This is a genomic window from Burkholderia alba (genome assembly GCF_034721475.1).
Lineage (GTDB): Bacteria > Pseudomonadota > Gammaproteobacteria > Burkholderiales > Burkholderiaceae > Burkholderia > Burkholderia alba.
This window is the reverse complement of the sequence record NZ_JAWJWL010000005.1, coordinates 49,282-65,870: the sequence shown is the minus strand read 5'-3', so window position 1 is coordinate 65,870 and position 16,589 is coordinate 49,282. Positions and strand designations below refer to the sequence as shown.

Genomic DNA, 16,589 nt, shown 5'->3' with positions numbered 1-16,589 from the left:
CGAAGCGGGCTTATTCGCGGGCTTCGCGCAGCAGGTTCAGCGCGGCGAGCACCGGCCGGTCCGAATAGCTGAACAGCACGCTGCCGTCGTCGGCGGACAGGCTCACCGGCTGCCACGACGGCGCGACGAACACGTCGCGCGGCTCGAATTCGAACGTATCGGCGCCGATCCGCACCGTGCCGTGCCCTTCGACCACGCTGTAGATCGTCGCGTCGGTGCTGCGGTAAGCGCGGCCTCGGAAGCCGGCGGGCAGGTACTGCATGAAGGTCGCGATGGTCGGCATCGGCCAGCCGCCCGTGGCGGGGTTCACGTAGCGCAGCTTCACGCCGTCCCACGGGTCGAGTTCGCCGTGGCGGTAGAGACTGTCGAGCGCCTCGCGGCTGCGTTCGTACGGGTAGTTGAAGATCGGGGAGGTCGGATCGGGCGCGCGTTGGCGCACCGGCGCCATGTTGTGGCCGAAGCGCGCGAAGCTGTCGCCCTCCGGACGCGTGACGGGCTGGGTCGCTTCCGGATAGTTTTCCGCGAAGCCGGCATCCATCGTCGCGACGAGCGGGATGTCGAGCCCGTCGAGCCAGACGACCGGCTCGCCGCCGTCGTCGGCCGGGCGATTGCCGTGGTCGTGCCAGGTCCAGGACGGCGTGATGACGAAATCGCCCGGGCGCATGGTCGTGCGCTCGCCGTTGACGGCCGTCCACGCGGTGGTGCCCTCGACGATGAAGCGCAGCGCGGATTGCGTGTGCCGATGGCTCGGCGCGATCTCGCCGGGGAGGATCAACTGCAGGCCCGCGTAGAGGTTGGGCGTCATGCTCGCCTTGCCGGGCAGCCCGGGATTCTCGAGAATCAGCACGCGCCGCACAGCCTCTGCCGCGCTGATGAGACGCCCCGCCTGCATCACGAGATCGCGGATCCGCGCATATTTCCAGATCGCGGGCCGGGCCTTCGGCCGAGGTTCGCGCGGCACCAGGCTATGCAGCGACTCCCACAGCGGCGTCAGCCGCTGGGCGGCGATCTGCTCGTAATAGGCGGTCCGTTCCGGATCCGGGGCGGGGGTGGGCATGGGCGTCTCCAGCGGGTCGGGTATTCGGGGTGTGCCGCGCGGGCGCGAAAGGCTGCGCGGATAAGCCGTCAGCTGATTTATATGCCAGCCAGGCATACCCGGTAAAATGCCTAAATCATCTGATCCATATGATTGCGGATATACCTGGAGGGGCCATGGACTGGACGCACCGCCTGCGCCTGCGTCATCTGCAGGTGCTGTTGAGCCTTGCGCACACGGGCAACCTGAGCCAGTCGGCGACGGCGCTCAACACGACGCAGCCCGCGCTGTCGAAGTGGCTGAAGGAACTGGAGGAAGACATCGGCATGCCGCTGTTCGAGCGGCATGCGCGCGGGCTGCGGCCGACCGCGAACGGCACGGCGCTGATCGAGCACGCGCGCAAGATCGACGCGCACCTCGATCTTGCGCGCGACGACATGCGGGCGCTGCGCGATGGCGGGAGCGGGCTCGTGACGATCGGCACGTCGGGGGTGTCGGCGGCGGACACGGTGCCGCTGGCGGTCGCGCGGCTGCTGCGGCATATGCCGCGCGCGCACGTGCGGCTTGTCGAGGGCACGATGAACGTGCTGATGCCGCAGCTGCAACGCGGCGAGCTGGATATCGTGGTGGGCCGCACCGACCAGACGCTGCCCGATCCGCACCTGCGCACCGAGAAGCTTTACATGGAGCCGATCAACTTCGTCGCGCGGCCGGGGCATCCGCTGTTCGAGCGGGGCGCGCTGGACTGGGACGACGTGCTGGGCTGTGCGTGGATCGTCTGGCCGCCGGGCACGCCGGTGCGCAACGCATTCGAGACGGCGCTGGCGGCGGCCGGGCATGCGTTGCCCGGCCATTGCGTCGAATCGAATTCGTCGATCCTCAATCTGACCTTGCTGAACAACACCGACCTGATCGGCGTGGCGTCGCATCGCGCCGCGCTGCGCTTCGAGCAGTTGAATGCGGTGCGGATCCTGCCGATGCGGCTCGACGGCTTCGGCTCCGTGTCGATGTATTGGCATCCGGACAGCGCGTCCCGGCAGGCGGTCGCACTGGCGATCGAGAGCCTGCGGCTGTCGGCCGAGCCGGGGTTGAGCGGGTGGGCGGCGGCGGGGGCGTGAGCGGTTCGATCGTCGCGCCCGCTCCCGCGCGGGTCCGGATGGATCGTCCAGCTTCCTAAGCGGAAAACTCCGGCCGCAACGCGACATAAAGCCGGCGAAACCGAGCCAGGCGTTCGTCGAGCAGGGTCCGGCGAGCCGTATCGGGCGCGCAGGATTCGGCGACGGGCGGCGGCGCGCACACCTCGTCCACCGTGTCGCGCGTCGCGGCGAGCCGCGCAAGCCGCGCCGCGCCCAGCGCCGCGCCGACCGCGCTGTCCGCGTGGCGGTGCATGACGATGCCGGTCGCCGACGCGCAAAGCTGCGCCCAGAAGGCGCTCTTCGAGCCGCCGCCGATGAACGACGCTTCCGCGAGCGCCGTGCCCGCGCCCTGCATCGCGGCATAGCCGTCGGACATCGCGAACGCGACGCCTTCCATCACCGCATAGGCAAGGTCGGCGCTGCGATGCTCGCTCGTGAGCCCCCAGAACACGCCCCGCGCATTCGCGTCGTTGTGCGGGGTGCGCTCGCCGCTCAGATAGGGCAGGAAGATCGGAGCGGATGCGACATCGCTGTCGGCCGCGCGCGCGGCCAGCGTCGCGACGCTGGCGCCCTGCGCTTTCGCCAGCCAGTCGAGGCTCGCGGCCGCCGACAGGATCACGCTCATCTGGTGCCAGCGTCCCGGCAGGCAATGGCAGAACGCATGGACCCCTTGCCCGGGGTTCGGCGCGAACCGGTCGTTGCCCGCGAACAGCACGCCCGACGTCCCGAGCGACAGGAACGCGCGGCCCGCGTTCGCGATGCCCATGCCGATGGCGCTCGCGGCATTGTCGCCCGCGCCGCCCGCGATCACGACCGGATGGTCGAGCCCCCAGTCGCGTCGCAGCGCGTCGCGCAGCTGCGTGGCCGCATCGCTGCCTTCAACGAGACGCGGCATGTGCGCGCGCGACAGGTCGGTCGCGCCGAGCATCCGGTCGGACCAGTCGCGCCGCGCGACGTCGAGCCACAACGTGCCGGACGCATCCGAGCAGTCGGAAACGAATTCGCCGGACAGCCGCCAGGCGAGATAGTCCTTCGGCAGCAGGACCTTGTGCGTGGCGCGAAACACGGCGGCCTCGTACTTGGCGAGCCACCGCAGTTTCGGCGCGGTGAATCCGGGCATCGCGAGATTGCCGGTGATGGCGCGCGACTCGGGTACCAGCGCCTCCAGCTCGACGCATTCGGCGGCCGCGCGCGTGTCGTTCCACAGAATCGCGGGACGCAGCACCTGGCCCGAGCGGTCGAGCAGCGTCGCGCCGTGCATCTGCCCCGACAGGCCGATGCCCCGCAATGCGGCGAAGGCGCGCGGATGGGCCGCCCTGATCGCGGCGACGGCGTCGAGCGTCGCGTGCCACCACGCTTGCGGACTCTGCTCGGACCAGTGCGGATGCGGGCGTTGGACATCGAGCGGGGCGTGCGACGTCGCGAGCGTCGCCGAAGCGGAGTCGGTGAGGACCGCCTTGACCTCGGAGGTGCCGAGATCGATGCCGAGGAAGGTCACGGGTGCAAGGTCCGGTCGACAGGCGCGGCCGCGCCGACAGGCAGCCGAACGCGCTGGGTGCCCGCGTGGCGCGGGTCGGAAGCGGTGTCGTTGAGTTGATGCAGCGCGCGGAATCGCGACGGCGGCATGCCTTTCATCGACAGGAACTGCCGGTTGAAATTCGACAGATTGTTGAAGCCGACCCGGTAGCAGATGTCCGTCACGTTCAAGCCCGAGAACATCAGCAGTTCGCAAGCTTCGTTGATGCGCAGCCGGTTCAGGTACTGCACGAACGTCGACCCCGTGTGGCGCCGGAAAAAACGCGTGAACGTGCTGATGCTCATGCCGGCGAACGCGGCGACGTCGGCTTCGCGCAGCGCCCCCGGCAGGTTCTGCCGCAGATAGGCGAGCACCTGATTGATCGTCGACGACATGTAGTGCTGCGCGTCGATGCGGTACGCCGGGCCCGCCAGCAGGCGGCGTTCCTCGCACGACAGCAGCCGGTCGAAGAGCGACATCAAGCGTTCCACGCGCCGGCAGCCGTGCGTCGCCGACAGCTCGGCGATCAGCGGCGCGACCGCGAGTCCGATCGGGTCGGGAAACTGCACGCCGCGCGACGCGTCGTCGATGAGGCCGATCACCGCCTGCAGTTCGGTGAAGGCCTCCATCATCTTCTCGACCGCCTGGCGCGAGAACTGGAGCACGACGTCGCGCGACGGTACGCGCTCGTTCTCGTCGAGTTCGCTGATCCAGTTGTGCGGAAGGTTGGGGCCGACGATGACGAGGTTGCCCGGCGCGAAATCGCCGATGTAGTCGCCGACGAAGAACTTGCCGTGCGACGCCCGGATCACGTGGATTTCGTACTCCGGGTGAAAGTGCCATTTCGCCACGGAGTGCGGGTAGTCGTGCACCCACGCGCGAAACGATTCGTCGCGCCGCGTATGGACGATCTCCAGATCCGGATTCATGTCTCGCTCCTTCGCGGCGCGCCGGGGCCGCCTGACTTCACGGGTGCGACAGGGACGGCGTGCGATCCGCGTGCGCTCGTCGCGGGTCTCCAGCGCCGGGCGCAGCGGGTTCGGGCCCGCCGCCGGCGTCCGGCAGCATCACGTTGCGTCCTGTGTCCGCATCGAACAGATGCAGATCGCGCTCGTCGAACCGGAACGTTATCACGGCGCCGGGCTCGGGGGCGGCCGCCGCCGGCGCGAGCGCGGCAAACGGCGTACCGTCCCAGTCGAGCGTGACGAGCGCCTCGGCGCCCAGCAGCTCCACCAGCTCGATCCGGCCCGCCAGCGCGAGCGCGGCGGTGTCGGGCGGCGGCGCGCCGGTATCGATGCGCAGGTGGTTCGGCCGGATCGCGAATTTGACCGCCTGGCCGTCGCGCAGCGTCGAGAAGCGGCGCTCCGACAGCGGCCAGCGTGCGTTGCCGCATACGACCGCGCGCTCGGCGTCGCGCAGCGCGATCGCGCCATCGATGAAATTCATCGCGGGCGTGCCGATGAAGCCGGCGGCGAATATCGTATGCGGGCAGCGGTACAGGTCGGCCGGGGCGCCGATCTGCTCGATGCGGCCGTCGCGCATCAGCACCACGCGATCCGCGAGCGTCATCGCTTCGAGCTGGTCGTGGGTGACGTAGAGCGTCGTGGTCCTGAGGCGCCGATGCAGGCGCTTGATGTCGCCGCGCAGCTGCGCGCGCAATTTCGCATCGAGATTCGACAGCGGCTCGTCGAACAGGAACACGTCCGGCGTCTTGATCATCGCGCGGGCGATCGCGGCGCGCTGCTGCTGCCCGCCCGACATCGCGCGCGGCTTGCGATCGAGCAGCGCGTCGAGGTTCAGCACCTTCGCCACGTCGCGCACGCGCCGGTCGATCTCGTCCGGCGGAGTCGAAAGGCGCCGCAGGCCGAACGCAATGTTGTCGTACACGGTCATGTGCGGATACAGCGCGTAATTCTGGAACACCATCGCGACATTGCGTTCGCGCGGCGGCAGATCGTTGACGACTCTGGCGCCGATCGATAGCTCGCCGCCCGTGATGGCTTCGAGACCCGCGACCATGCGCAGCATCGTCGACTTGCCGCAGCCGGACGGTCCGAGCAGCACGATGAATTCGCCGTCGCCGATGGCGAGATCGAGCGGATGCAGCACCGGCGCGCCGTGGTCGTATCGCTTCGTCAATCCCTTGCAGATGATCTGTGCCATGGTTCAATCCATCTCGATCTGGATTTTCACGTCGGACGGCGCGCCGCTCGCCGCCTCCTCGAATGCGCGCAGGCCGTCGGAGAACGGGAAGGTGCGCGAGATGAACGGCTTCACGTCGATCATCCCCGAGCCGATGAGCGCGAGCGCCCGAGGAAAAACGTTCGCATAACGGAACACCGATTCGATTCTCGCCTCTTTGGCCTGCAGCGCGACGACGTCGAGCGCAACCGGTTCGAGCGGCATGCCGATCAGCACGATGCAGCCGCCCGGGCACGACAGGTCGATCAGGCCCGCGTAGGCCTTCGGATTGCCGCTCGCTTCGAAGACGACGTCCGCGCCCCATCCGTCGGTCGCGGCCAGCACCGCGTCATGCAGCGATCGGACGCGCACATCGACCGTGGTCACCGCCGGGTTCGACGCGAACAGCGCGAGCTTCTCCGGCACGACGTCGGCGAGGATCACGCGCGACGCGCCGCCCGCCAGCGCGGCGAGCGCCGTCATCGCGCCTATGGTGCCGGCGCCGACGACGACGGCCGTGTCGCCCGGCTTCATCGCGGCCTTCTTGGCCGCCTGCAAGCCGATCGACAGGGGCTCGACGATCGCGCCCTCCGCGAACGACACGTTGTCCGGCAGGCGGTAGGTGAACGCGGCGGGATGCACGACATGGGACGTGAGGCAGCCGTGAACCGGCGGCGTGGCCCAGAACCGCACGTCCGGGTCGAGGTTGTACAGGCCGCGCAGGGTCGCGGGCGAGTCGAGGCGGGGCACGCCCGGCTCCATGCACATGCGGTCGCCGGCCTTGAGCCGGGCGACGCCGCTGCCGACTTCCACGACGGTGCCGGAGGCTTCGTGGCCGAGGACCATCGGCTGCTCGACCTTGAACGGGCCGATGCGGCCGTGCGTGTAGTAATGCACGTCGCTGCCGCAGACGCCGACCGTATGAATCCGGATCTTGACGTCGCCGGGGCCGACGTCGAGCGGCAGATCGATGTCTCGCAGCGCGAGCGTGCGCGCCCGTTCGAGAATGAGGGCTTTCACGGGAATCTCCTTATCTGCTTTTGAGCATCGAATTCAACAGCCGGCTCAGCACGCCGACGAAGATGAGCGGAGGCAGCGCGAGCAGCACCGTCGATGCGTTGATGACGCCCCACGGCACCTCCTGGCCGAGCGAGGTGAACGCGGAGGCGACGACGGGCAGCGTCGCGCTGCGCGAGGACGTCAGGGCGAGCGCGATCATCAGTTCGTTCCAGACCAGCACGAAACTGAACACGATGCCGCCGAGGAGCGTGTTCGCGCAGATCGGCAGCGCCACGCGCCAGAACACCGCGTACGGGCCGTAGCCGTCGAGCGTCGCGGCTTCCTCGATCTCGCGCGGCAGGCGCTGGAAGATCGGAATGGACAGCCACGTGATGGTCGACAGCGTGACGAGCAGGTAGGTGACGATCATCGAGAACCGGGTGTCGTAAAGGCCGAGATCGACCCAGATGGCGATCAGCGGAATCGCGACGGCCACGGGCGGCAGGAAGCGCAGCGACAGCAGGAAGAACTGGATGTCGCGCTTGCCGCGCACCGGATAGCGCGCGAGCGCGTAGGCGGCGGGCACGCCGAGCGCGGCGCCGATCGCCACCGCCGTCCCGACGATCGCCAGGCTGTTGCCGAGCCCGATCAGTACTTCCGGGCTCGACAGCACCTGGCGGTAGTTGTCGAGCGTGGGCGTGAAGACGAAGCGCGGCGTCGGCGACACGATGTCGAGCAGGCGCTTGAGCGAATTCAGGAACGCCCAGAAGAGCGGGAATGCGGCGACGAGCGCGATGCAGCCGCCGATCGCGAAGGTGCCGCCGCGCGTGATCAGTCTTCCCATTGGTTCACCCGCTTCCAGACGAATGTGAAGATCAGCGTCGTCGCGACCATCATCAGCACGGCCATGCTCGATGCGTACGACACCTTGCCGGACAACCCGATTCCTTGCGAATACGCATACATGTCGAGCGTTTCGGTGCTGATGCCCGGCCCGCCCTTGGTCATCACGTAGATGAGGTCGAACGAACGCAGCGACTCCACCATCTTGATGAACACGAGACTCATGATCGGCGCCTTGAGCATCGGCAGCGCGATGTACGCGTGGATCTGCCATGTCGACGCGTAGTCGAGCCGCGCCGCTTCGAGCGGCTCGGGCGGCAGCGTTTCGAGCAGCTTCAGGATGACGACCGAGAAGAACAGGCCCCATTGCCAGATGTCGACGAGCGCCACCGCGTACAGCGCGAGATGCGGATCGGCGAGGAAGGCCGTGTTGTCGATGCCGAGCGTCCCGAACAGCCAGCTCAGGATGCCCGTGAGCGGCGCGTACATGAATTTCCAGATGAATCCGGCGGACACGCGCGGCAGCAGCACCGGCATGATGAGCAGCAGAACCGCGAGGTTGCGCAGCCGGCCGTGAACGCGTTCGAACAGGAAGATCGCCAGCACGACGCCCACCGCGACCGCGCCCGCGACCGTCACGATCTCCCAGAGCACCGACACTTCGATCGCGTTCAGCAAGCGCCGGTCCGATGCGAGCCGCGCGAAGTTGCGCAGGCCGACGTATTCGCTGTCGGCGTAGCGCAGCACGCGATTGCGGAGCGCGAGGTCGATCGCGGCGATCGTCGGCACGAGGCCCAGGACCGCCATCACGGCGAGCGGCGGCGCGAGGAAAAGCCAGGGCAGGCTCGTTTTGCCTCGGTTGAACATGAGGATTCTCCGGCGAGGTTGGCGAAATCGTCGTCGTGCGCGGCGCGCCGTCCTATTTGCGCGAACCGTGTTCCATCGCGTCCTTCGCGTATTGCACCGAATCGTTCAGCGCGCCTTGCGCATCGGCTTGCGTGCCGGTGAACACTTCCTCGAGCGCGATGCCGAGGTTGTCGCCGATGTCGGGCCATTGCGGCGTCGCCCAGATCGTGACCTTGGTCACCGGGTTGGTGTCGTTCAGGCCCGCGAGAATCTGCGGCTTCACGTGCTTCTGGAAATAGTCGCTCTTGATCGTGCTCGTCCGGTTGTAGTCGCTGAACACGTTGTCGCGCAGCCGCGCCTGCTCCTGATCCTTGCTCGTCGCCCACGCGATGAAGCGGCCGGCCGCCTGGCGGGTGCATTCGTCCTTCGCGCCGACCGACGAAATCGCGAGGCCGTGGCCATAGGCGGCGGACGGCAGCGGAGCGGGCGGCTTCACGTAGCCGACCTTGCCCGCGACGCTCGACTTGCCGGGATCTTCCATCCAGTCGGCGAAGGGCGTCGACTCGATCATGAAGGCGACCTTGCCCGAACGGAACGCTTCGAGCGCGTTGCTCCAGTCATACGTGGCGGCGCCGGGCGGCGCGTATTTGAACAGGTCGCGGTACAGCAGCGTGGCTTTCACGGCCGCGGGCGAATCGAAGGCCGGGTTCTGGTTCTTGTCCGTCCACGCGCCGCCTTCCGCGAGCATGAAGGGCGCCCAGCGCCATACGTTCATGCCGGAGCCGCGCTGGCCCCGCGCCACCCAGCCGTACAGGTTCGGCGGCGCGTTCAGTTTCTTGATGGCGGCGACGAGTTCGTCGAGCGTCTTCGGCACGGGGAGATGCGCGCGTTCGAGCAGGTCGCGCCGGTAGAACAGGAAATCGCCGCCGCCGATGAGCGGCGCGAAATAGGCGACGCCCCTGTAGGCCGCGACCGCGCGGCGGCCGGGCAGGAAGTCGTCGTAGTCGTATTCCTTCGGGTAGTACTTGAGGAGCGGCACGACCCAGCCGGCCGACGCGAATTCGGCGATGTTCGCTTCGTCGACGTAGTAGATCTGATACGAACCCGCGCCCGTCGACGCGTCCAGGCGCGATTTGGCGCGCCGGTCGTTTTCGCCGAAGTAGCTGATCTCGACTTTCGTGCCGCTGCGCTTCTCGTAGTCGGGCAGCGACTTCTCCATCACCGACAGACCGAGGCTTTTCTGCGCAAGCACTTTCAGCACGGGCACGCCGCAGTTTTGCGCGAGCGCGACGGCCGGCAGGCCGGCCGCGCCGATGGCGGCCCACGCCGCGAGGGATCGAATCGTGTTCACCTGCGTCTCCTGATGTATGTCGTTGTGTCCGGCGACCGTCGCGCGGATGGGGCGCCGCCGGTGAGGGGAACTGTAGTGGGCGCCCGCGCGGCGCCACTACTTGAAAAAACGGACGGGACCGATACTTTTTGATCAGCGACGGCACCGCGACGCACAATTTGTGTCAGTCGCTTCCGGCGCGAGCGCGCCATGCGGCGGGAACGCGGATATTGCGCCGGCCGTCGGCCGGTGTTCGGGGTCTTCCCTCATCGGGAAAACCTGGCGCATCGGAGGGGGAGGCGGGACGGCGCGGGAGCCGTGTTCATGCGCGATTTCCGCGTCGCCGACGAAGCGGGAAAGGGAGGCGGACGGAAAGTCCCGCCCGCAAACACCCTCAAAGCCTTTCCCCATAAGGAGTTTGGCGTGTGGCCTGCCTAATATTCAAGCCGACAATACGACGAAATCCATCAACTTCGCGAACGGCGCGAACAACGCCGCGAACATGTGGGTTTTCGACGGTGGCCAGGTATCGGTGCGCAGCAATTTGACCGTGGGTGGGACGACATACGCGGGAGGCAACAACGCGACTATCGCGACTGACGGTAACGTATGGGGACCGCAGTGGGGCGGATGGCTGCGCGCGTGGCTGGACGCTGGTCTTGCGCATAAGGTTGGGGACACGCTGACCGGCCGCTACATTTTCTCCGGTCAAGGACGGCAAGCCGATCTCGCGTTGCACAACTGGCGGCAAGGGCAAGATGCTTGGGTGTACCTGCGCGCACGGGACGGCGGTGGCCTGGACCTTGTCAACAGCGCGTACAACGCCGTTCCATGGCAGTGCTCGGATGTCGGCGAGACGTGGCAAGTCAATAACGCGCACGTGGGTACGGCGGTTTTCCAGACGGACGGCAACGCTTGGGGGGCGATCTGGGGAAATGACTACTTGTCGAATTGGGTAGCGCGACAGGTTGCGACTCGGCAGATCACGGGGAACTACATCAACTTTGGGGCAGGGCATACTTGCAACATGGGATGGGTTCCTGCGTCGCAACGTATTGACATCGGAGTTGATGGCGGCATCGTCGCCTACATCGCTTCGAACACATCGGATCGAAATTTCAAGGCAGACATCGTTCCGTCGGTGGTTGATTCGTTAGCTCGAATTGCAGGCATTGACTTTGTTAGTTATCGATACAAAGAACGGACGCTTTTCAGCAACGGCAAGATATACGATAACGGCGTGATCGCGCAGCAAGTTGAGGAAATAAATCCGGATTGGGTTGAAAACCCTTCAGCTGATTACCCCGATGCATCCAAGATGCTTAGTCTCCGGCCGATGCTGATCGATACGATGAAGGCGGCACATCAACTTCTCGAACGTGTAGGAAGCTTGGAAAAACTGCTCGCATCGAAGTAGCGCGGGCAGTCCGGGCATAACCGAATAGTTCGCCGTTGCGAGTTGCTATGATATGGACTCGTCTGATGAACTCGATGTGCAGCGCGGCTACCTCGACAGTTGGTTGGGGCGTGTCGGATCAGAACAACCTACGAAAATATGCGGGGCGTCACATGCTGGCTAATTTGGTTGGTTCGTTTGAGCGATGGGCATTCAATCCGGTAAAACGACTGCGCGCCAAACGTGCAGCGAGATGGCCGCTCGAGATCGAAGCTGGGCGTCAATATGCGACGCGGTTTATCGCCGGACAAGGCGTCGAGGTTGGAGCTGGTTCGCGGCCGTTTCCTCTTCCTGCCGACGCGGAATGCTACTACGGCGATGTCCGTGATCGTTCAAACTTGGCACGGTACTTCGATACCGAGCATGTGATCGTTGATGGGACGATCGACGCACAGGCGATGACGGGCATTGCGGGTGGCAGTCTTGATTTCGTAATCTCTGCACATGTAATTGAGCATTTGTTCGACCCAGTCGGATCGATACTGGCATCAATAAAGTGTTTACGCCTGGGGGGTGTTTTTGTGTTGGTCGTGCCGGAAATGACGCGAACATTTGATCAACTGCGGCCACCGACGACGGTTGAGCATGCAATGCGGGACGCGAGCGATGGCGGGAGCGGCACAATGTATCAAGCGTATGAGGAGCACGTTCGATATGTCCACACCTACTTAACGGGTGAACAGATCCCTCTTCAGGATGTCCCGCAACACGTCGATCGCATCATGACTGCGAAGATGGACATTCACGTTCATGCTTGGCGGGAGCGAGATTTTTTTGCACTGCTTCGGCGGCTCTCGACGAGTGGCGGATTCCGGGTAGTTCATCGACGTTCGGCAGGAAACGAAAATCTCTACGTCTTGGAGCGCATCGCTTGATGAGTTGGCCAGCTACAGTGAAAGTTCGGTCGATCTATATCAGTGCTCATCGTATGTGCGATGAGAGGCGTTTGATAGTTGAGAAAGAGCGTGGCGACGAATCTGGTGCTACTAACACCTGACTCGCCCCGCATCCGCAGTCGATGCCTGCGAATCCGGCAAGGCCACGCTACCCCTGCAGAGGCGGCTTGTTTTAGCGCCAATACGGCCGCTAAGGGTGTTCGGGTGCGAAGTGACAATTCAGGCGCTAAACAGTGTCAAAACGCGCGCGACGTTACACACGAAGCTTTCGATTTGTAACCGCATGATTTTAGACACTGTCTAATATACGGGGTAGATCAAAAACAAAAAGGGCTTAGCATTGCTGCTAAGCCCTTGAATTCTTTGGTAGGCCGTACGGGATTCGAACCTGTGACCAACGGATTAAAAGTCCGGTGCCGGGCGGCGGCCCGGCGCCGCCGATCGCTTGGGGGCGCCGCGAGCGCTAGCGGCCGACGAGTGCGGCTACCTTGTCGCGTAGCACCGGCAGCACGTCCGTGGAGAACCACGGATGGTGCTTGAACCACGCCTGGTTGCGCGGAGAAGGATGCGGCAGCGGAATGATCCCGGGGCCGTAGCCGGCCCACGCGCGGACCGTTTCGGTGACGGACGCCTTGCGCTCGCCCGCGAGAAAGCGGCGCTGCGCATACTGCCCGATCAGCAGCGTCAGCCGGATATCCGGCAACTCGCGCAGCAGCCTGTCCATCCATAGCGGCGCGCATTCGGGGCGCGGCGGGTTGTCGCCGCTCGTGCCGCGGCCGGGATAGCAGAACCCCATCGGGACGAGGGCGAACCGCGTTTCGTCGTAGAACGCCGCGCTATCCACGCCCAGCCAGTTCCGCAGGCGTTCGCCGCTCGCGTCGTCCCACGGGATGCCGGACGCATGCACGCGCGCGCCGGGTGCCTGGCCGACGATCAGGATGCGGGCTTGCGGGCGCGCGCGGACGATCGGTCGCGGGCCGAGCGGCAGGCTGGCCGCGCAGACCCTGCACGCGCGGATTTCGGTCAGCAGCGCGTCGAGGGGAGCGTGTCGTGCGGGCATGGGGAAGGGCGTCGGGATGGCTGCCATTATGCTATGGCGGCGCATGACGCATGACGCATGACGCATGGCAAACGGCAAACGGCAAACGGCAAACGGCAAACGGCAAACGGCAAACGGCAAACGGCAAACGGCAAACGGCTAACGGCATACGGCAAACGGCAAACGGCTAACGGCATACGGCAAACGGCAAACGGCAAACGGCAAACGGCAAACGGCAAACGGCAAACGGCAAACGGCAAACGGCAAACGGCGATGCGCGACTCCCATTACAGAGCGCGATGGGGTTTGCGTCGCCGGCCGGCCTGTCCGTCGCCGATGTCCGCGCGCCCGGCGGCTGCGCGTGGCCGTTCCACCGACGGCCGAGCGAGATCGAGGCCCCCGCCGAGACACTGCCTCACGCCACCACCGGAATCCCCGACAGCGCCGCCGCTTCGCGATAGAGCGCCGTCTGCGCGACCGCGTCGGCGATCGCACCGTCATCCTGCGGCCCGCTCAGAATGTTCCAGCGCCGATACTGCGACAGAAACCACCGGCCGTCGGCGGCGCGCGGCGGATTGACGGCGCCGCCGTCGAAGAACCGCACCGGGCGCGGCGGCCGCGCATAAGGTCCGGCGCCCCAGTCGCCGAGCAGGCGCGGCGCGATCTGCGCGAGCGGCACGCCGATCGCGTCCGGCGCCGCAAGCCAGCCGGCCGCCTCGATCCGATGTTCGGGGCTGTCGAGCCACCGGCACGCGTCGAGCAGCGTGCGGATCAGCGCGCGCGCGGTGTTCGGATACAGCGCGGCAAACTCCCTGCGGCAGGCGAGCGCCTTCTCCGGATGATCCGGCCAGACCTCGCTCGTCATCGCGACGGTCCGGCCCGCTCCCCTTGCCTCCGCCACCGCGTTCCACGGTTCGCCGACGCAGAAGCCGTCCAGTTCGCCGTCCGCGAGCGCGGCGGCCATCCCGGGCGGCGGGATCACGACGCTGCGGATGTCGTCCAGCGGCCCCACGCCGTGATCGGCGAGCCAGTGATACAGCCACATCGCATGCGTGCCGGTCGGAAAGGTCTGCGCGAACACCGGCTTGCGCTGCAGCGATGCAAGCGCGGCCCGCACGCTGCTGCTGTCGCGGTACGCGTCGGCGAGCCGGTTCGAGAACGTGATCGCCTGGCCGTTGCGGTTCAGCACCATCAGCGCGGCCATCTCGCCCTGCGGCCCGCCGATGCCGAGCTGCACGCCGTACACGAGGCCGTATAGCGCATGCGCGGCGTCGATCTCGCCGGACAGCAGCGTATCGCGGATGCTGGCCCACGACGGCTGCCTGCGCAGCTCGAGCGTCAGCCCGTAGCGGCGGCCGAGGCCGAGCCGCTGCGCGGCGATCAGCGGCGCGGCGTCGCTCAGCGCGACGAAGCCGAGGCGGAGGTGCGTGCGTTCGGGTGACGCGTCATTCGATGGAGTCATGGCGAGGCCGTCAGGGTAGTTCGTGCATGGCGAGCAAGCGGCGAGCGGCGTCGACGATCCGGATGCCCTGGTCCATCGCGCTCTTGCGCAAGGCCGCGTACGCCTCCTGCTCGGACAGCCGGCGGCGGTCCATCAGCGCGCGCTTCGCGCGGTCGATCAGCTTGCGCTCGGCCAGCTCGCGCTCGACGTCGGCGAGCCGGCGGCGCAGATGCGCGTCATGCGAAAAGCGCGCGAGCGCGACTTCGAGAATCGGCGCGAGCCGTTCGGCGGACAGGCCCTCGACGAGATACGCGCTTACCCCCGCGCCGACGGCCGCGCGAATCAACTGCTGATCCGCATCGTTGCTGAACATCAGCACCGGCCGGGGCGCGGTCGCGTTCATCACCGCGAGCTGTTCGAGCGTATCGCGCGACGGCGATTCGGTATCGATGATGACGACGTCCGGGCGTTGCTCCTCGACGGCGGCGGGCAGCCGCGCGGGCGTCGCCACCTCGGGCAGCATCGCATAGCCGAGCCGCGCGAGCGCCTGGCGGAGATCGCCGATCGGCTTGTCGGTGTCGGTGACGAGCAGCACGCGGAGCATGGCGTCGGAATCGGACGGGTTCATTCAGGGACCGTGAACGCGGGCGCGGCCGTTGTCGTCATGCCGGTTGGTACCTGCGCGCCGAACGCGGCGCGCAACACGGCGGCGCGCAACGCCGCAGCCGGGCCGCCGCCGCTCATGCCGCATGCGGCACGGCCCACGCGCCGCTGTCCGCCGCGATATCGCCCAGGCTCGACGCGGCGGCGAGCGCCGCGCCGACCAGGATCACCGCCGGGCTGCCGAGGCCGGCGTCGGCCGCGTCGGCGAGGCGCTCGAGCGTGCCGGTCCAGCGCCGCTCGCCCGGCGCGCCGGCCCATTGGACGACCGCCGCCGGCGTTGCGGCGGGCAACGCGGCAAGCAGGCCGGCGGCGATCCGCTCGATGCGGCTCATGCCCATGTAGATCGCGAGCGTGGTGCCGGCGGCGGCGACGCGCGCCCAGTCGGGTTCGCCGTGATCCTGCCGGTGCGCGGTGACGAACGTCACGCCGTGGCAGTGATCGCGATGGGTCAGCGACACGCCGAGGCTCGCCGCCGCCGCGAAGCCCGACGAGATGCCGTTGACGATCTCCACGGGAATGCCCGCCGCGCGCAGCGCCGCGAGTTCTTCACCGGCGCGGCCGAACAGCAGCGCGTCGCCGCCCTTCACGCGGACCACGTGCGCGCCCTGCCGCGCATAGCGGCGCATCAGCCGTTCGATGAACGCCTGCGGGGTCGAGCGGCATCCGCCGCGCTTGCCGACCCGGATGACCCGCGCGCGCGGCGCGAGTGCCGCGACGCCGGGATCGACGAGATCGTCGAGCAGCACCACATCGGCGCTCGCAAGCGCTTTCGCGGCCTTGATCGTCAGCAGCTCCGGATCGCCGGGACCGGCGCCGAGCAAGGTGACCTTGCCGGTCGTCGTCATGATGTCGCTCCTGTGCCGCTCAAGCGCGGCGAATGAGGCGGCGCACCGCTCGCGTCGGACGAAAAACGGCATCCGCCCGCGCCGGGGCGCGAAGGGACGCCGTTGTCCGGAAAGTCCGCGACGGCACGGGGCCGGGCGGACGGAATGCGTTGCCGCGCACCGGCGCCGTTGCCGGTGACAGACGCTCTTCAGCAATATTCAGGCCAACGAAACCGGGCGCGCGTCCCGGACGCCGCCCGGCGCCCGGGACGACCTCGCGCGCCGCGACCTACCGGGCGCGATTCGACCCCGCGTCATCTCCCGATCCGCCGCCGCGTGCGGCACCCTGCGCACCGGCGGCCCGCACGCGGACAGTGCTGCGC

At 67.1% G+C, this 16,589-nt stretch carries 15 protein-coding genes; 3 read left to right on the top strand and 12 right to left on the bottom strand.

What is annotated here, in order from left to right:
• Positions 1-10: 10 nt before the first annotated feature.
• The gene (gene gtdA, locus RZR99_RS06880; RefSeq protein WP_323118999.1) at positions 11-1,057 is read right to left on the bottom strand and encodes a gentisate 1,2-dioxygenase; all 1,047 of its coding nucleotides are present in this window, start codon (positions 1,055-1,057) and stop codon (positions 11-13) included.
• A 155-nt stretch (positions 1,058-1,212) separates the two neighbouring features.
• On the opposite strand from gtdA, the gene RZR99_RS06875 reads away from it, so the two are divergent.
• Positions 1,213-2,154, top strand: coding sequence for a LysR substrate-binding domain-containing protein (locus RZR99_RS06875; RefSeq protein WP_323118998.1), 942 nt, complete (start codon positions 1,213-1,215; stop codon positions 2,152-2,154).
• A gap of 55 nt (positions 2,155-2,209) precedes the next feature.
• Here RZR99_RS06875 and xylB read toward each other — a convergent pair whose 3' ends face one another.
• From xylB to RZR99_RS06840, 7 genes are read right to left on the bottom strand one after another with little or no spacing between them, the layout of a single operon-like run.
• Entirely contained in the window at positions 2,210-3,670 is a 1,461-nt protein-coding gene (gene xylB, locus RZR99_RS06870; protein ID WP_323118997.1) for a xylulokinase, read from the bottom strand.
• A complete protein-coding gene (locus RZR99_RS06865) occupies positions 3,667-4,617 on the bottom strand; it encodes an AraC family transcriptional regulator (protein WP_323118996.1) in 951 nt (316 codons plus the stop codon). Before RZR99_RS06865 ends, xylB begins: the two co-directional genes overlap by 4 nt.
• A 37-nt stretch (positions 4,618-4,654) precedes the next feature.
• A complete protein-coding gene (locus tag RZR99_RS06860; RefSeq protein WP_323118995.1) occupies positions 4,655-5,851 on the bottom strand; it encodes an ABC transporter ATP-binding protein in 1,197 nt (398 codons plus the stop codon).
• A gap of 3 nt (positions 5,852-5,854) precedes the next feature.
• On the bottom strand, positions 5,855-6,889 hold the full coding sequence (locus RZR99_RS06855; RefSeq protein WP_323118994.1) for an NAD(P)-dependent alcohol dehydrogenase: 1,035 nt from the start codon (positions 6,887-6,889) through the stop codon (positions 5,855-5,857).
• Positions 6,890-6,899: 10 nt separating this feature from the next.
• On the bottom strand, positions 6,900-7,712 hold the full coding sequence (locus tag RZR99_RS06850; protein ID WP_323118993.1) for a carbohydrate ABC transporter permease: 813 nt from the start codon (positions 7,710-7,712) through the stop codon (positions 6,900-6,902).
• Complete coding sequence (locus RZR99_RS06845; RefSeq protein WP_323118992.1) at positions 7,700-8,578, bottom strand: carbohydrate ABC transporter permease; 879 nt, start codon at positions 8,576-8,578, stop codon at positions 7,700-7,702. The genes RZR99_RS06850 and RZR99_RS06845 overlap by 13 nt, the downstream gene beginning before the upstream one ends.
• Positions 8,579-8,630: 52 nt before the next feature.
• The gene (locus RZR99_RS06840) at positions 8,631-9,908 is read right to left on the bottom strand and encodes an ABC transporter substrate-binding protein (protein ID WP_323118991.1); all 1,278 of its coding nucleotides are present in this window, start codon (positions 9,906-9,908) and stop codon (positions 8,631-8,633) included.
• A 397-nt stretch (positions 9,909-10,305) separates the two neighbouring features.
• Between RZR99_RS06840 and RZR99_RS06835 the strand changes: the two genes are divergently transcribed.
• Both RZR99_RS06835 and RZR99_RS06830 read left to right on the top strand, forming a co-directional pair.
• The gene (locus RZR99_RS06835) at positions 10,306-11,304 is read left to right on the top strand and encodes a tail fiber domain-containing protein (protein ID WP_323118990.1); all 999 of its coding nucleotides are present in this window, start codon (positions 10,306-10,308) and stop codon (positions 11,302-11,304) included.
• Between the two features lie 65 nt (positions 11,305-11,369).
• Positions 11,370-12,218 carry a class I SAM-dependent methyltransferase gene (locus tag RZR99_RS06830; RefSeq protein ID WP_323118989.1) on the top strand — a complete coding sequence of 283 codons (849 nt, stop codon included), beginning with the start codon at positions 11,370-11,372 and terminating at the stop codon, positions 12,216-12,218.
• Between the two features lie 484 nt (positions 12,219-12,702).
• On the opposite strand, the gene RZR99_RS06825 is transcribed toward RZR99_RS06830, so the two are convergent.
• The 4 genes from RZR99_RS06825 to cobA all read right to left on the bottom strand — a co-directional run bounded on the left by RZR99_RS06825 (position 12,703) and on the right by cobA (position 16,227).
• On the bottom strand, positions 12,703-13,299 hold the full coding sequence (locus RZR99_RS06825; protein WP_323118988.1) for a uracil-DNA glycosylase family protein: 597 nt from the start codon (positions 13,297-13,299) through the stop codon (positions 12,703-12,705).
• A 394-nt stretch (positions 13,300-13,693) separates the two neighbouring features.
• Positions 13,694-14,740: a CmpA/NrtA family ABC transporter substrate-binding protein gene (locus RZR99_RS06820; RefSeq protein ID WP_323118987.1), complete on the bottom strand. Its 1,047-nt coding sequence runs from the start codon at positions 14,738-14,740 to the stop codon at positions 13,694-13,696.
• A gap of 10 nt (positions 14,741-14,750) precedes the next feature.
• The gene (locus RZR99_RS06815) at positions 14,751-15,347 is read right to left on the bottom strand and encodes an ANTAR domain-containing response regulator (RefSeq protein WP_323118986.1); all 597 of its coding nucleotides are present in this window, start codon (positions 15,345-15,347) and stop codon (positions 14,751-14,753) included.
• Positions 15,348-15,459: 112 nt separating this feature from the next.
• Entirely contained in the window at positions 15,460-16,227 is a 768-nt protein-coding gene (gene cobA / locus RZR99_RS06810; protein ID WP_323118985.1) for a uroporphyrinogen-III C-methyltransferase, read from the bottom strand.
• Positions 16,228-16,589: the final 362 nt, after the last annotated feature.

What these genes read in the sequence shown, in the direction of transcription:
- gtdA (WP_323118999.1), bottom strand. Translation starts at nt 1,057, where the DNA reads ATGCCCACCCCCGCCCCGGATCCGGAACGGACCGCCTATTACGAGCAG.
- RZR99_RS06875 (WP_323118998.1), top strand. Translation starts at nt 1,213, where the DNA reads ATGGACTGGACGCACCGCCTGCGCCTGCGTCATCTGCAGGTGCTGTTG.
- RZR99_RS06865 (WP_323118996.1), bottom strand. Translation starts at nt 4,617, where the DNA reads ATGAATCCGGATCTGGAGATCGTCCATACGCGGCGCGACGAATCGTTT.
- RZR99_RS06860 (WP_323118995.1), bottom strand. Translation starts at nt 5,851, where the DNA reads ATGGCACAGATCATCTGCAAGGGATTGACGAAGCGATACGACCACGGC.
- RZR99_RS06850 (WP_323118993.1), bottom strand. Translation starts at nt 7,712, where the DNA reads ATGGGAAGACTGATCACGCGCGGCGGCACCTTCGCGATCGGCGGCTGC.
- RZR99_RS06845 (WP_323118992.1), bottom strand. Translation starts at nt 8,578, where the DNA reads ATGTTCAACCGAGGCAAAACGAGCCTGCCCTGGCTTTTCCTCGCGCCG.
- RZR99_RS06830 (WP_323118989.1), top strand. Translation starts at nt 11,370, where the DNA reads ATGAACTCGATGTGCAGCGCGGCTACCTCGACAGTTGGTTGGGGCGTG.
- RZR99_RS06825 (WP_323118988.1), bottom strand. Translation starts at nt 13,299, where the DNA reads ATGCCCGCACGACACGCTCCCCTCGACGCGCTGCTGACCGAAATCCGC.
- RZR99_RS06820 (WP_323118987.1), bottom strand. Translation starts at nt 14,740, where the DNA reads ATGACTCCATCGAATGACGCGTCACCCGAACGCACGCACCTCCGCCTC.
- RZR99_RS06815 (WP_323118986.1), bottom strand. Translation starts at nt 15,347, where the DNA reads ATGAACCCGTCCGATTCCGACGCCATGCTCCGCGTGCTGCTCGTCACC.
- cobA (WP_323118985.1), bottom strand. Translation starts at nt 16,227, where the DNA reads ATGACGACGACCGGCAAGGTCACCTTGCTCGGCGCCGGTCCCGGCGAT.